This is a genomic window from Actinoallomurus purpureus (assembly GCF_024055795.1).
GTDB classification, from domain to species: Bacteria; Actinomycetota; Actinomycetes; order Streptosporangiales; family Streptosporangiaceae; genus Actinoallomurus; species Actinoallomurus purpureus.
Genome location: NZ_JAMXMY010000003.1, coordinates 278058 through 290369 on the forward strand (window position 1 = coordinate 278058; position 12312 = coordinate 290369).

The following is a 12312-nucleotide window of genomic DNA, read 5'->3' on the forward strand; positions in this document are numbered from 1 at the left end:
TCGACTCCTCGGGGAAGACGTCGAAAGCGACACGACCAGAATCACCGCTTCGCTCGCGAGCGCTTCTCTGAAACACGAGCTGCCAGAATGGGTATCGCATCGATCTTCTCCGGAGGAAGATCATTCCAGAGGAGTCCGGCCGGCCGACGCCGCGCGGGGCACTCGATCACCTCATCCGGCGTGACGATGAGGTCGACGCTGAAGTCATGCTCGGTCTCGGGGATCTCCTCGTCCACGACTTGAAGCTGATGAACGGGCGTGATGATGGTCGTCTGTTCCGTCACGAGGCCCGCTTCGATGAGTAGGGCCACTTCCAGGTCCGAGTATCCGGCGCCCTTGCCGATTCGCGCCCCGGACCGGTTCACCGCCACGCTGCCGCAGATCACGATATGGATGGGCTGCATGTCCTCAACGCCGACACGGCGAGCGACCTGCGCGGCCCCCCTTTTCTCGGCCGCCCGCTCAGGGGGAAGGTCGAGGGATGCCGGATCGAGGAGGAAGAACGGCTGGAGGCTGGCCATCCTGGGGACGGCCATGTAAAGCAGCTTCCCGTCCTTGAGCGCCTGGATACGGACCGGGAGTTGCGCCCAGTCCGGGTTCGCCTTGATCGTGCCCGCGCGCTCCCAGAGGCTGAGCTCGGTCAGGCGCTGGGCCGTCGCCTCCGCGCCGTGGAAGCCGGGGATCTTGCCGTACGAGCCTTCCGGCGCCGCACCTTCGCGCTCAAGCAGGCGCCATACCCGGTCGCGGACGGATTTCTTGGCCTGGTCGATGTTGGTCACGCCTCACCACTATCTCTAGATCGCTGCCATAAGGGCCAGCAGGCGATCGTTAATGTCCTGCACCCATGGCTCCTGCCGCCACTCCCGGAGCTCTCTTCCGGCAGCGAACGCCAGGTTAAGCCCGCCGCCACCGCGCGTCAGTTCCACGGCGTCGATCGTCCGGTGCATGGTGGCCGCCGCCTCGTCGAGCTTGTGCTGACGGATCAATGACAGGGTGAGGTTGCCCAAGGCGATGGCCTGGCTCTTCTTCTTCGGGGCGAGCGCCCTGGCGGTCGAGCGCAGGATCGGCTCGGCCCGATCCGGCATGCCAAGGAAGAGATGACACGACCCGCTCAAGCGGTTGAATTCATTGATCGTGTAGCACTCCGCTGCCACGTCATCCGCGCTCACTCGATCGAACTGGCCCTCGGCCTTCTTCAATGCATTTTCGCACGCTCTCACGTCGCCGGTGATGGCGTAGCTTTCGGCTATGTGCAGCAGGCTCAGTCCGGTCAGCGAGGGACTGGTCAAAGTGGCGACCTCGGCCGCCTGCGCAGCCAGTGCGAGGCCCTTGTGCGGATCGTTATCACCGTAGAGCGCGACGAAGCCCTTGCGTAGGATGGCGTACGCCTCGGTACAGGCGTCACGTACCTGGCGCGCCGCAGCGATGGCCTCGTCGAGATAGGCGATCGGTGCGGCATGGTCGCGCCGTTGGCTGACGTCCCACATGAGCTGCCCCATTAAGGTAGCGGACTCGGCCTCCACCTCGAACAGTGCCTTGCGCACGCGGGGGTTGGTCGCGTTCTCTCGAAGGAACTTCACTTGCCCGTGGACTTGTCCGGCGGGACCGAGCAGGGCTGTCGATGGTGCCTTGTCGTACTGCTCGTCGAACTGGCGGATGTGCTCGTGCAGGTAGGCGACCGCCACCAAATCGACCGACGAGGGCTGTTCGAGCACATAGCTCATGCGCTCACTCGGATTAGCCTGCGTGATCGTGACTTCGTCGAGCAGGGCCTGCAACTCTTCGAGTGTCACCTTCAGCGCAGCGGCCAACTTGGGCCGGACCCACGGCTGCGGTTCGCTCTCGGCCGTCTCCCAGCGCACGACTGTTGATCGCTCAACGCCCAGGCGTTCGGCAAGCTTCTCCTGGCTGTAGCCCGCCGATTTCCGGCGCTGGGCAAGGCGTGCGCGCCTACTCGCCATCCACTCTTCCCTCCCACGCATTCCAGGGACGTACCCAACATAGCCACTGAGAGAATGTCCGCCCAGGTCAGAAGCTCTATCGCCTCTTTTTTGCGTCTATCCCGCCTCTCCTCTGCTCTGGTTCTTCGCAGGTCAACCGGCTTTTCTGGTGTACAGCGGCCCGGCGATGCCGAGCCCACCCCCGTTACAGACACCGAAGGAGCACGATGCGACCTGCGATCTACGGCTACATGCGCGTAGTAAGTAGCGAAGAACAAGAGGGCGAAGCCCAACAAATCAGACAAGAACTCGCCGAGTATGCCGAACATGAAGGTTTCACTCTCGACCAGGTGTTCACCGAAAGCATCAGGTGTCAGGAACCTGCGTTCTACACCATGATCGAAGCGCTGAAGCGCCACGACGTCAAAGACATCATTGTTCCCTCTCTCTGGCACTTTGCTCGGCTGCCGGGCCTGCAGAACGCCATGCGCCAGCACATCGAGCAGGAGACCGGAGCGCACATCTGGGTCGTTCAGGGGAAGTGGCGATGAACGAGACAAATCCCCTGGACTGCACTGAGGTCCACGACGCTTATCGCCAGCTGCCCGTAAGCGAGGGCTGAGCACATGTCCCAGCCCCGCTTCGTTGATCGGCTCGACCTGGCAGCCGTAGTGACAGCGGTCAATTGCTCGCGCGTGTTCACCAAGCTCACGCTCGCCAAGTGGGGCGCGTCGACCATCCTCGATGATGCCGTCCTCATCACGAGCGAGTTGGTGACCAACGCCGTGAAGGCAACGGGCGTGATGGAGCCCAACCCCAACTGGAGCAGCCTCGGCAAGCTGAACCTCGTCGGGATACGGCTCCTCGGCTTCAACGCCTCCATCGTGATAGAGGTCTGGGACGCCGCTCCCTGCACGCCTGCCGCGAAGGGTGAAGACCTTGAGGCGGAGTCGGGGCGCGGGCTTAACATCATCGCCGAGATCGCGCATCGCTGGGGCTTCTATCCGACAAATCGCGGCAAGGTGGTGTGGGCGGAGCTGGTCGTTCCGCCGCGATCCCCATGGCTCCATGCTGCCGCCGCCGAAGCGAGTGTTCAGCCAGTACTCGAGCCGACCTGGCCCATCGCCGGGCAACACGACCCCGAACTGCTGAAGTGCCTGATGGAAGGGCACCGCGGGCCAGACGGCAATCGGACGCGGGGCGAGCGAACCGCGTCCGGCCGCTCCCAGACGCCGCAGCCTCGGTAGTCATCGTGGGCACCGGGACCTCGGCTTTCGCCACCAGGAGCGGCTGGAGATGGAGACGATTGGCCGCATGACAGTCGTGATGCGTGAACATCCAGCGTGGTCGCCGATAGATGGTGCCTGGCTGCGGGCATTCGGCCGCGCGGACGAGTGGAGCGCGGTATTGGTCACCGGGGACAGCTGGCGCTCCTACGGCCCGGCAGCGAACGACCCGCAGGTCGTCGAACTGATAGCGCTGCCGTCGACGGTTCCGGCTTCGCTGGCACGAAACCTGGCCGGGCTGGGGGCCGTGGCGCGGTGGCGTAGCCCGGACCTATGGGAGGCGATCGCGACAGCGATCATCCGGCAGGTGATCCGCGCCGACCAGGCCCGTCGACTACACGAACGCTTCCGCACCGCACACGGGACACCGGTCCCTACTCCGCACGGCGCCGCGTATCTGATGCCGGACGCCGCCGCGGTCGTCGAGCTACCGGCCGAGGCTTTCACGTCGCTGGGCTTGGCCTTCAAACGCCGGCCTCTGCAGGCCGCTGCCAAGGCTTACCTGGAGCAGGGCGCGAAGTGGCGTGAACTGCCATCGGCGCGGCTGGTGGAGGAGCTGCAGACCGTATCGCGGATCGGCCCATGGACGGCCGGTGCCGCCGTCGCGGACTTCACCCACGACTGGGCCCTCTATCCCCACGGCGACCTGGCGGTCCGCAAATGGGCCGCTGCCGCCTCCCCCGACATCGACTGGCCGACTAAAGAAGAGGACTTCGCCGCACGGTGGCGGTACATCGCCGCCGACCAACTCGGACCACTCACCCTGTTCACTCTGGCATGGGGAGCACACCATGGAGACTCACCCTGATCCCACGCCCGTCCTGGGCGCCGACCTGACCCGCCCCCTCGACTGCCTGTTCGTCAACGCGCCCCTGCGCGACTACGCGATACGTCCGCGGGTCAACGACTACACCCTGCCGGTGCTCGGCATGGCCTACATCGCCACGTACGCCGCCCACCACGGCTTCAACGTCGGCATCCTCGACGCCGAAGCCCACGGCATGCCGATCACCAAGGTCGTCCGTACAATCAACGGCCTCTCACCCCGATGGGCCGGCTTCAACCTCCTCGCCCCCACCTACGAGATCTCCGCGCAGATCGCCGACCGACTCGACCCGGCGATCATGGTCATGGCCGGCGGCCACCACGCCAAGGCCATGCCGACCGAGATCCTCGCCGACCCACGCATGCGACGCTGCGCGGCGCTGGTCTTAGGTGAAGCCGAGACCCGCGTCGCCGAACTCCTCGTCGATCACCGCAACCGCGCAGATCTTCCCGGCGTGATGTGGACCGATCCGATCCTCGGACACCCCGTGACCGGCGGGCGCCCCGGCACCTCCCGGTATCTGGCCCCTGACATCGACGCCCTCCCGTTCGTCGACCGCACGTACTTGGCCCAGGACCCCTACCCGGCCGCCGGTCGGATCGAGGCCAACATGGTCGGAGCGCGTGGCTGCCCATATGACTGCAGCTTCTGTGGCGCTGCGGTCTCGGCCAATCCCGACATCACCATCCGCACCCGACGCCCCGATCAGGTCCTGCGCGAGATGGAAGCCCTCCGCGACGCCTACGGAGTGACGGCATTCCGGTTCGTCGACGACCTGTTCCTCGGTGCACGGCGAGTCATCGAACAGATGCTGACTGCCTTCACGGCCGCCGGCATCGGCGACTGGGCGGTCTGGGACGCGACCGGCCGGATCAACGTCCTGCACCGCGCGGATGACGCCACTCTCGACCGGCTCGTCGCCAACGGCCTGCGCGAGGTCGCGCTCGGGATCGAGTCCGGCAGCGAGCGGATGCTGTCCTACATCGACAAACGGATCACCCCGGACATGGTCCGTTCGGTCGTCGCCCGGCTCACCGCGCGCGGCATCCGTGTGAAGGGCTACTTCATCCTCGGCTTCCCCACCGAGACCCGCGCGGAGCTGAACGACACTGTTCGGCTCGTGCACGACCTCTGGGAGATGACCGGTCGCCAACCCGGCACCTTTCGGGCTTCGGTATTCGAGTTCCGCCCCTACCCCGGCACCCCCGAATGGTCCCGCCTGATCGCGACCGGCCGGTACACCACCGACCAGCTCCTCGGCTACACCGCCATCGATCTCACCGGCGACGACGTGGACGAGTCGATGCGCCAACGCGACGAGTTCAACTTTTCGGTCGGCATCCAGTTCGGCGAACCAACCATCGCCGAGATCCGCCAGCATCTGGTCGATCTCTCACGCGAGCAGCACGCCCGAACCGGGAGATCCACATGACAACCACGGGATACCTCATCACGATCGACGGACCGGGCTGCGCCGGCAAGTCCACGCTCACCCAGCTCGTCGTCGACCGGCTCGCCCAGGTCGGCCTCCCAGCCCTGGCCACCACCGAGCCGTCCAAGGGCCCAGCCGGACGGCTCGCGCGGCACCACACCGCGATGTTCCGCGGGTATGCACTGGCATGTCTGGTCACGGCCGATCGCTACCACCACCTGGAGACCGAAATCCAGCCCGCGCTCAACTCCGGCACCATCGTCGTCTGCGACCGGTACGTACCGTCCTCTCACGTTCTGCAGATCCTCGACGGAGTCGGCCCGGACTTCGTCACGCAGATCAACGCCCACGCCACGCCGCCGGACCTGGCAGTGATCCTCACCTGCGACGAGGCCGAGCTGCGACGACGATTGACCATCCGGGGATCTCACGGCCGGTTCGAAGACGACCCCCGGATAACGCTCGCCGAGACCCGCCTGTACCGGGACGTCGCGGACATGCTCGCGCGCAATGGCATCCCGGTCCTGCTTCTGGATTCGACCAAGCACGATGCCGATTTCCTCGCCAGGCAAGTCGTCACGTCCATCCAGACGCTAAGGTCGCCCACGCATCAGTGACCAGAGGGGGACACATGCCAGAGCGGTACCGGTCGATCATCGACGTCCACGTCATCCTCGAACGCGGCAGCGAGATCCTGCTCCTGGAACGCCAGGGCACCGGCTACTGCGACGGCATGCTCCACCTGCCCAGCGGCCACCTCGACGAAGGCGAGCCCGTCACCGACGGCGCCGCCCGCGAAGCCTATGAAGAGGTCGGCGTCCGGATCGATCCCACAGACCTGCGACTGGCCACCGTCATCCACCACCGGCAGCGAACCGACCTCGCCAGGGTCGGCATGTTCTTCGCGACCGCCCGGTGGAAGGGCGAGCCGTACAACGCCGAACCCCATAAATGCGGCAAGCTCCTGTGGTGCGACCCGACTGTGCTGCCCTCCAACACCATCGACTACCCGGCAGCCGGCATCAACGCCTACCTGACCGACGCTCCCCTCACACTCCACGGCTGGTAATCAAATAACCGGTGCCCAACCTGCGATTGGAATACAGACGATCCGGCCCGTGAGCCGCCCGTCTTGCTGCGGCGGAGTGGTGTACTAAGCCAAGCCTCGCAAGAACAGCAACTCGGCGGCGCCCTCACAACGGAAGCCGTGTCACGCTAAGCACCTAACGCTTGCGGCCCAAAAGATAGTCGGTGGCATGACCGGCTACCCGGTCAGTCCCCCAGGTGGTCCTCATCGCGGCATGAGAGTGCCCGATGCCGGCCCCTCGACGCGGCGAAGCGAAGCACCCGGGTGCCGGGCGACGTCTCGCGAGGGAGCGAGGATTCAGCGGGCGGGAACTGGCTCGGACGACGGCCGCCATTCCCGCCTGATCAGCCCGTAGACCCACGAGTCAGAGACCTCGCCGTTCACGACGCAGTCTTCCCGCAACGTCCCTTCACGCACGAAGCCGAGCTTCTCCAGCACGCGGGCAGATGCCACGTTGCGCGTATCGGTCTCAGCCTGGACGCGATTTAGGTCCAGCGTGTCGAATGCCCACCGCAGCAAAACGCGCGTGGCCTCCGTCGCGTAGCCGTGGCCCCACGCTGCATCATCAAAGCAGTAGCCTAGCGATGCGCTGCGGTAGTCCGGATTCCACCGGTTCAGGCTGCACCAGCCGATGAACGTCCCGTCGGAGATGCGATCCACGGCCAGCCGCGCCCCGGTGCCTCCCTGTGCCATCTGCCGGCAAGCCGTGATGAAACGCTCGGCGCGCACTCGTTCGCTCCACGGCGGCGCGTCCCAGTAGCGCAGCACGTAGGCGTTGCTGTGCAGCGCGAAGAGGTCGTTCGCATCCGCGTCGTCGAAGGGGCGCAGCCGAAGGCGAGCGGTGTGCAATGTGGGGGTGGGCAGCGCCATGCGCGTCATGTTCCCTCCCGTGATTAATGGCCAGTCAATCAGACTCTCGATGTCGGCCACTCGCAACGGGTTTTCTCGGCGGACGGGCAGAACGAAGTGCCCGCTCATCGGCAGAAGCGGGTACTGCTCAGGATCGACACCATCGCGCGGTCGGCGGCATGAGAGGACGAGGTCGGCGCGACGTCGGTTTGGGCGTCCGCTGCCCTTCGTTGGCGCCGTTCTGGTCTGGCTGGCAGTATCGAGAATGTGAACGCCGGGACGGAGTTGGTGCCTCGCTTCGCCGTCGGCGAGGGTTATGCGGTGTATCGAGGCCCGACGACGGACAGCGCCTTTCACCGTCATGCCGCCTTCCAGATCGCCATCGCGGTTCGGGGCGAGGTCGCCATGGTGGACGCGTCGGCAACCCATCATCGGGCCGTGGCGCTGGTCGTGCCGCCGATGGCGCGGCACCGCATGCTCGCCACGGTGGAACTGCTCACCTTCTTCGTTGAGCCGCATTGCGTGTTCGCCGACCGGCTGCGCGAGCGCTGCGCCAACGGCATCACCGCTGTCCCCGAGATGTGTGACTTGCGGGAGGAAGACATCGGCCGGGCAGGCGTGTGCCCGTCCAGCGAGCTTGATCCTCGACTGGTGGAGGCGCTGAACACGTTGAGGGATCGAAGTGTTCCGATGCCGAGTCTGGCCGCGATGGTCGGGCTCTCACCCCAGCGCCTGCGCGCCTTGGCGCGGCATCAGGTGGGCATGCCGCTGACGCGCTGGCGGGTGTGGGCGCGGCTGCGTCGGGCGGCCGAGGAGCTGCGGGCGGGTCGGTCGCCGGCCGACGCGGCGATCACGGCGGGCTTCGCTGACCAAGCGCATCTCACCCGCTGGATGCGCGAGATGGTGGGCCTCACGCCCGCGGCCGTGCTGCCGGTTCTGCGCGGTCATTCCCGGCGCGCGACGTAGACCGAGATCGAGCCGGTGGCCGTGGGCACCACCTCGGCCTCGCGCACGTCGCGGAACCCGGCGTTGGACATCAGCCCCGGAAGGGCGCCATCGGCGTTGGGCTGGGTGTCCTCCTTTCCGTCCGCGAGCTGGACGGTCCGGAACGCCAGGCGCATCAGCCTCGTCCGTTGCTGCCCATAGTCAGCGACCACCAGCTTCCCGCCTGGGCGCAGTACCGCGGACATCGACGCGAGTACCGCCCGTTTCACCGCGACCGGGCATTGGTGGAGCACGAGGGTGGACACGACGGTGTCCACCGATTCCGCGCCCAGCAACTCCGCCAACGCATCACCCATGCCGACCTGCCACCGCACCGCCGCGTCAGCAACATCGGCCTTACGCCGCGCCACCGCCAGCACATCAGGATCGGGGTCCAGGCCGACAATCCGGGCCCGCGGCTCCACACGACCCAGCAACAGCGCCAGTGAGCCGGTGCCGCAACCCACGTCGACGATCACATCATCGGGCCGCGGCGCCACGTACATGGCGGCCAGAGCCCGCCACAGACGCTCGCGCGTCAGCGCGACCACGTGGTCGTAGAACCTGGTGGGTGCGAAGCGGCCCAGGGCAGGGGTGAAGACGTTCTCGCTCATGCCGGCAGTCTCGACCGCGCGACGGAGCCCGGTCTTGAACGAATCGCTCGCCCTGGCCGATCGTTCGATCTCACGGACATATGGGCGGCCCGCCGGCGCTCAGCGGTGGCGCGTCCGGCCGATGGCGGTGCGCAGCAGCAGGACGCTCCCCGCGAGGACGAGCCCACCCGTGATCAGCGTGGCGACGGCGTCGCCGATCCACACGTGGGAGTGCCTGGGATAGGCGACGCTCGCGTGGGCGCCTGAGAGCTCCGCCGGGATCATCTGGTCGGGGCGGTGCCGCCCGTCGCCGTCGAGGGTCACCAGGCGGCGTACGGCACCGTCGCCGGAGACGAACGATCCCGAGGTCACGTATCCGCCCTTCAGCCGGCGGGTGCTCCACTCGACCGTCAAGACGCCCTTCACGCCGTCATGGGTGGCGCGGTAGGCGTCGACCGTCCGCGTCGCGGCGACGACGGAGCCGATCCCGAGCAGGGAGAGCGGGACGACGATGATGACGAGGACGAACAACGCCGCCGACAGCGGCGGGCGGCGGCGCCCGGTCAGACGCCTCAGCTCGGGAGGTTCGGGGGGCATGCTCATGCGGTCGGTCTCCGTGAACCACGCAGCGATGTCATCGGCGCCGCACCACCGTGGAGACGGTCGTACGCGGGGCGGCGGACGGGTGCGGGCCCCGGCTCGGCCGGGGCCCGCGTCGGTCAGTCGCGCCAGACGCGGCGGCGCCGGCCGGTGAGGGGCTCGGTCGAGGCCCAGACCCGGCGCCAGTCGGCGGGCTTCTCGCCCGTGGCGTTCTCGTCCCGTACGGCGCCGGGACGGGTCGGCTGGGAGCCGCCGGGGATCTCGAGCCGGTCGTCGGCCGCCGCGCGCAGCGCGTCGTACCAGCCCAGGTCCTCCTCGGCGGCCAGCGCGGCGACGGCCTTGGCCATCCGCGCGCGGAACGCCCGGACTTCCTCGCCCTCCTCTGGGATGAGGGGACGGCCATAGCGGACGGTGACGCGCGGCTTGCCCGGCTGCGGCCAGTTGCGCCCGCGCGGCATCGCGGCGTACGAGCCCCGGATCGCGATCGGGACGCACGGGATGCCCTTCGTGACGCACAGCACCGCGGCGCCGAGCTTGAAGGGGTTCATCCAGCCGTCCTCCGACCGGGTGCCCTCCGGGTACAGCAGCAGGCTCCAGCCGTCGTCGACGAGGTCGAGGGCCAGGCTCCGCAGCCGCTTCGAGCCGTAGCGTTCGACGGGGAAGGCGTTGAAGAACACCGCCGTCAGCGTCGCGCGCCAGCGTACGTCGAAGAAGTAGTCGGAGGCGGCGCCGACGGCGACCCGGTTGGCGAACCGCTCCGGCAGCGACCCGAGGATCAGCGGGGTGTCCAGGTGGCTCGAGTGGTTCGCCACGAACACCACCGGCCCGCGCACCCCGTCGAGGTACTCCGAGCCCTCGATCACCGGCGTGATCTGCTTCCAGGCGACCGGCTTGAGCAGCCCCTTGCGCAGCACGGACCGGGCCGCGACGGCGAACGGCGTACGGGCCCACGCCGTCGGGAAGACCCGCTCCTCGGGCTCGACGACGTGCGGCTCCGCCGAGCGGGGAACGGTCGAGCGCCCCCGCCAGTCCCGGCCATGCCGCAGCAGCCGGAGCTCCCCGCGGATGCTCGTCTTCCGCCTCATCGGACGTCCGCCAAAGCCAGCGGCGGGGCGTGCTGGTAGGAGATCGACGGGCTGGACCCGACGGTGTCCTTGGCCATCTCCAGTGCGTCGGCGAGGGTGCTGGCCGCCCGGAAGCCCATCCGCGTGGTGGTCTTCCGGTTGCCGCCCACGAAGATCACGTCGCCGAGGTGCTGCATCGCGTGCGCACCCCAGTACCACATGTAGAAGGGGTGGACGCCGTGGTAGGCGTAGCTGTTGCGGTACAGCTGGATGTACCACGGGTCGGTGGCGAACTGCTCCTCGTACTTCGTCTCCAGGAGCACCGGGTCGGTGCTCTCGGTGAGGATCTCCTCGAAGAAGTCGATGTAGCTCGGGTGGTGCACCGGGTGGAACTCGTTCGGCACCGGGTGGTAGAAGATCGCCACGCCGCCCTGCCGGACGATCGGCCTGTTCTTGTACAGGTTGAAGAAATAGCCGAGTCCGAGCGACATCACCAGGATCGGGTTCATCACCGAGTTGACGTTGTAGGGGCAGATGTACGGCAGGCCCCAGATCGCGATGTCGGACTGGCCGTTGACCTCGGTGAGCTGCTGGCGGTGGACGTTCTGCAGCGTGAGGGGGTGCACCTCGGACTGCAGGCCGGCGTGCACGCCGGTGACGCCGTACGGCGCGGCCGTCGACTGCCAGATCCGGCGCCGCGTCTTCTGCGGCAGCATCTCGTTGGCTCGCTTGACCGCGAGGTAGGACGCCTGGTCGCGGACGTTCCACTCCCACTCGCGCTTGTTCAGGAAGCCCATCGAGGAGGGGAAGGTGTCGTTGTTGAGCGTCGTCTCGATCGTGAAGACCTTGACGTGCTCGTCGATCAGGCCCTTCATCCGCTCGTACGAGTGGTGCATCGCGGAGTTCGGCGGGTCGTTGAAGGAGTTGGAGTGCCGCAGCGTGTGCACGTTGTGGTGGTGCTTCAGGCTGCGGTAGCTCGCCAGGCCGACCGACACCGACTTCGCGCCGCCGCTCATCGCGGTCAGCGTGATGTTGACGTAGACGATGAGATCGCTCTCGGCCGCGCGCCGGTTGATCTCGACGTCCTCCCCGTGGCGGGTCTTGCCCATGTGGAGGAGGTTGTCGTGGTCCTCGGCGTCGTGGTTCTTCAGGTGCTCGGGGAAGAACGCGTGGAACACCCGGTCGCCGACGGTGCGCCGCAGCTCGGCCGGGGTCATCCGGCGGTGCAGAGCGTTGGCCGCGATCAGCTCGACGTCGTCGACGCCCTTGGCGGCCGCCATCTCCAGGACCTGTTCGATGATGCGCTGGCGCACGTCCGGGGTCTGCATCTGAGGCAGCGGCAGCGACAGGTCGTCGAAGACGATCGTGAGACGCATGCCGGACCGCAGCAGCTCCGGGAGCGGCTCGGTGCCGTGCGGGTGCAACAGCGCGTGCCGGATCTCGGCGTCGACGTCGCGGATTCCCGGCAGGGAGTCCGGCGGGTAGATGACCTTGGACCCGAGCGGCAGCCGCTCCAGCCGGAAGCTTTCGCCTTGGTGCATGATGAGCGGCGGAGTCCGCTCATCCACATCGAGTACGAAGCCTGGTCTGCTCACTCGTAATCAGTCCTTTCCCAACCAACCTGCACCCGACCGACCTCCCGGCCCTTCCC

The 12312-nt window shown here is 67.2% G+C and carries 14 protein-coding genes; 7 read left to right on the forward strand and 7 right to left on the reverse strand.

Features of this window, described 5'->3' with window-relative positions:
• Positions 1–41: 41 nt before the first annotated feature.
• Both NE236_RS09070 and NE236_RS09075 read right to left on the reverse strand, forming a co-directional pair.
• Positions 42–779, reverse strand: coding sequence for a 5-formyltetrahydrofolate cyclo-ligase (locus NE236_RS09070; RefSeq protein ID WP_252841410.1), 738 nt, complete (start codon positions 777–779; stop codon positions 42–44).
• 15 nt (positions 780–794) lie between these two features.
• Positions 795–1961: an NsdA family TPR-like regulatory protein gene (locus NE236_RS09075; RefSeq protein ID WP_252841411.1), complete on the reverse strand. Its 1167-nt coding sequence runs from the start codon at positions 1959–1961 to the stop codon at positions 795–797.
• Positions 1962–2167: 206 nt separating this feature from the next.
• Here NE236_RS09075 and NE236_RS09080 point away from each other — a divergent pair, with 206 nt between their 5' ends.
• The 6 genes from NE236_RS09080 (at position 2168) to NE236_RS09105 (ending at position 6553) form a co-directional block, all read left to right on the forward strand.
• A complete protein-coding gene (locus tag NE236_RS09080; protein ID WP_252841412.1) occupies positions 2168–2491 on the forward strand; it encodes a recombinase family protein in 324 nt (107 codons plus the stop codon).
• A 75-nt stretch (positions 2492–2566) separates the two neighbouring features.
• Positions 2567–3187: an ATP-binding protein gene (locus NE236_RS09085; RefSeq protein ID WP_252841413.1), complete on the forward strand. Its 621-nt coding sequence runs from the start codon at positions 2567–2569 to the stop codon at positions 3185–3187.
• Between the two features lie 67 nt (positions 3188–3254).
• Positions 3255–4034 carry a DNA glycosylase family protein gene (locus NE236_RS09090; RefSeq protein ID WP_252841414.1) on the forward strand — a complete coding sequence of 260 codons (780 nt, stop codon included), beginning with the start codon at positions 3255–3257 and terminating at the stop codon, positions 4032–4034.
• Positions 4018–5484 carry a B12-binding domain-containing radical SAM protein gene (locus tag NE236_RS09095; protein ID WP_252841415.1) on the forward strand — a complete coding sequence of 489 codons (1467 nt, stop codon included), beginning with the start codon at positions 4018–4020 and terminating at the stop codon, positions 5482–5484. Before NE236_RS09090 ends, NE236_RS09095 begins: the two co-directional genes overlap by 17 nt.
• Positions 5481–6101, forward strand: a complete 621-nt coding sequence (gene tmk, locus NE236_RS09100; RefSeq protein WP_252841416.1) for a dTMP kinase — start codon at positions 5481–5483, stop codon at positions 6099–6101. Before NE236_RS09095 ends, tmk begins: the two co-directional genes overlap by 4 nt.
• 14 nt (positions 6102–6115) lie before the next feature.
• Positions 6116–6553: an NUDIX hydrolase gene (locus tag NE236_RS09105; RefSeq protein WP_252841417.1), complete on the forward strand. Its 438-nt coding sequence runs from the start codon at positions 6116–6118 to the stop codon at positions 6551–6553.
• Positions 6554–6868: 315 nt separating this feature from the next.
• Here the strand turns inward: NE236_RS09105 and NE236_RS09110 are convergent, their stop codons facing one another.
• Positions 6869–7549: a GNAT family N-acetyltransferase gene (locus tag NE236_RS09110; RefSeq protein WP_252841418.1), complete on the reverse strand. Its 681-nt coding sequence runs from the start codon at positions 7547–7549 to the stop codon at positions 6869–6871.
• Between the two features lie 138 nt (positions 7550–7687).
• On the opposite strand from NE236_RS09110, the gene NE236_RS09115 reads away from it, so the two are divergent.
• Positions 7688–8386 carry an AraC family transcriptional regulator gene (locus NE236_RS09115; RefSeq protein ID WP_252841419.1) on the forward strand — a complete coding sequence of 233 codons (699 nt, stop codon included), beginning with the start codon at positions 7688–7690 and terminating at the stop codon, positions 8384–8386.
• Here NE236_RS09115 and NE236_RS09120 read toward each other — a convergent pair.
• The 4 genes from NE236_RS09120 to larAH all read right to left on the reverse strand — a co-directional run bounded on the left by NE236_RS09120 (position 8365) and on the right by larAH (position 12256).
• Positions 8365–9018: a class I SAM-dependent methyltransferase gene (locus NE236_RS09120; protein ID WP_252841420.1), complete on the reverse strand. Its 654-nt coding sequence runs from the start codon at positions 9016–9018 to the stop codon at positions 8365–8367. The two genes, NE236_RS09115 and NE236_RS09120, sit on opposite strands and share 22 nt — an antisense overlap.
• A gap of 99 nt (positions 9019–9117) precedes the next feature.
• Positions 9118–9600 (reverse strand): hypothetical protein, encoded by a 483-nt coding sequence (locus tag NE236_RS09125; RefSeq protein WP_252841421.1) that lies wholly within the window; start codon positions 9598–9600, stop codon positions 9118–9120.
• A 116-nt stretch (positions 9601–9716) separates the two neighbouring features.
• A complete protein-coding gene (locus NE236_RS09130) occupies positions 9717–10682 on the reverse strand; it encodes a lysophospholipid acyltransferase family protein (protein WP_252841422.1) in 966 nt (321 codons plus the stop codon).
• On the reverse strand, positions 10679–12256 hold the full coding sequence (gene larAH / locus NE236_RS09135) for an NPN-dependent hydroxyacid isomerase, LarAH14/15/16 family (protein WP_252841423.1): 1578 nt from the start codon (positions 12254–12256) through the stop codon (positions 10679–10681). The genes NE236_RS09130 and larAH overlap by 4 nt, the downstream gene beginning before the upstream one ends.
• Between the last annotated feature and the right edge of the window lie 56 nt (positions 12257–12312).

What these genes read in the sequence shown, in the direction of transcription:
- tmk (WP_252841416.1), top strand. Translation starts at nt 5,481, where the DNA reads ATGACAACCACGGGATACCTCATCACGATCGACGGACCGGGCTGCGCC.
- NE236_RS09125 (WP_252841421.1), bottom strand. Translation starts at nt 9,600, where the DNA reads ATGAGCATGCCCCCCGAACCTCCCGAGCTGAGGCGTCTGACCGGGCGC.
- NE236_RS09130 (WP_252841422.1), bottom strand. Translation starts at nt 10,682, where the DNA reads ATGAGGCGGAAGACGAGCATCCGCGGGGAGCTCCGGCTGCTGCGGCAT.
- NE236_RS09110 (WP_252841418.1), bottom strand. Translation starts at nt 7,549, where the DNA reads ATGAGCGGGCACTTCGTTCTGCCCGTCCGCCGAGAAAACCCGTTGCGA.
- NE236_RS09120 (WP_252841420.1), bottom strand. Translation starts at nt 9,018, where the DNA reads ATGAGCGAGAACGTCTTCACCCCTGCCCTGGGCCGCTTCGCACCCACC.
- NE236_RS09075 (WP_252841411.1), bottom strand. Translation starts at nt 1,961, where the DNA reads ATGGCGAGTAGGCGCGCACGCCTTGCCCAGCGCCGGAAATCGGCGGGC.
- NE236_RS09105 (WP_252841417.1), top strand. Translation starts at nt 6,116, where the DNA reads ATGCCAGAGCGGTACCGGTCGATCATCGACGTCCACGTCATCCTCGAA.
- NE236_RS09090 (WP_252841414.1), top strand. Translation starts at nt 3,255, where the DNA reads ATGACAGTCGTGATGCGTGAACATCCAGCGTGGTCGCCGATAGATGGT.
- NE236_RS09085 (WP_252841413.1), top strand. Translation starts at nt 2,567, where the DNA reads ATGTCCCAGCCCCGCTTCGTTGATCGGCTCGACCTGGCAGCCGTAGTG.
- NE236_RS09080 (WP_252841412.1), top strand. Translation starts at nt 2,168, where the DNA reads ATGCGACCTGCGATCTACGGCTACATGCGCGTAGTAAGTAGCGAAGAA.
- NE236_RS09095 (WP_252841415.1), top strand. Translation starts at nt 4,018, where the DNA reads ATGGAGACTCACCCTGATCCCACGCCCGTCCTGGGCGCCGACCTGACC.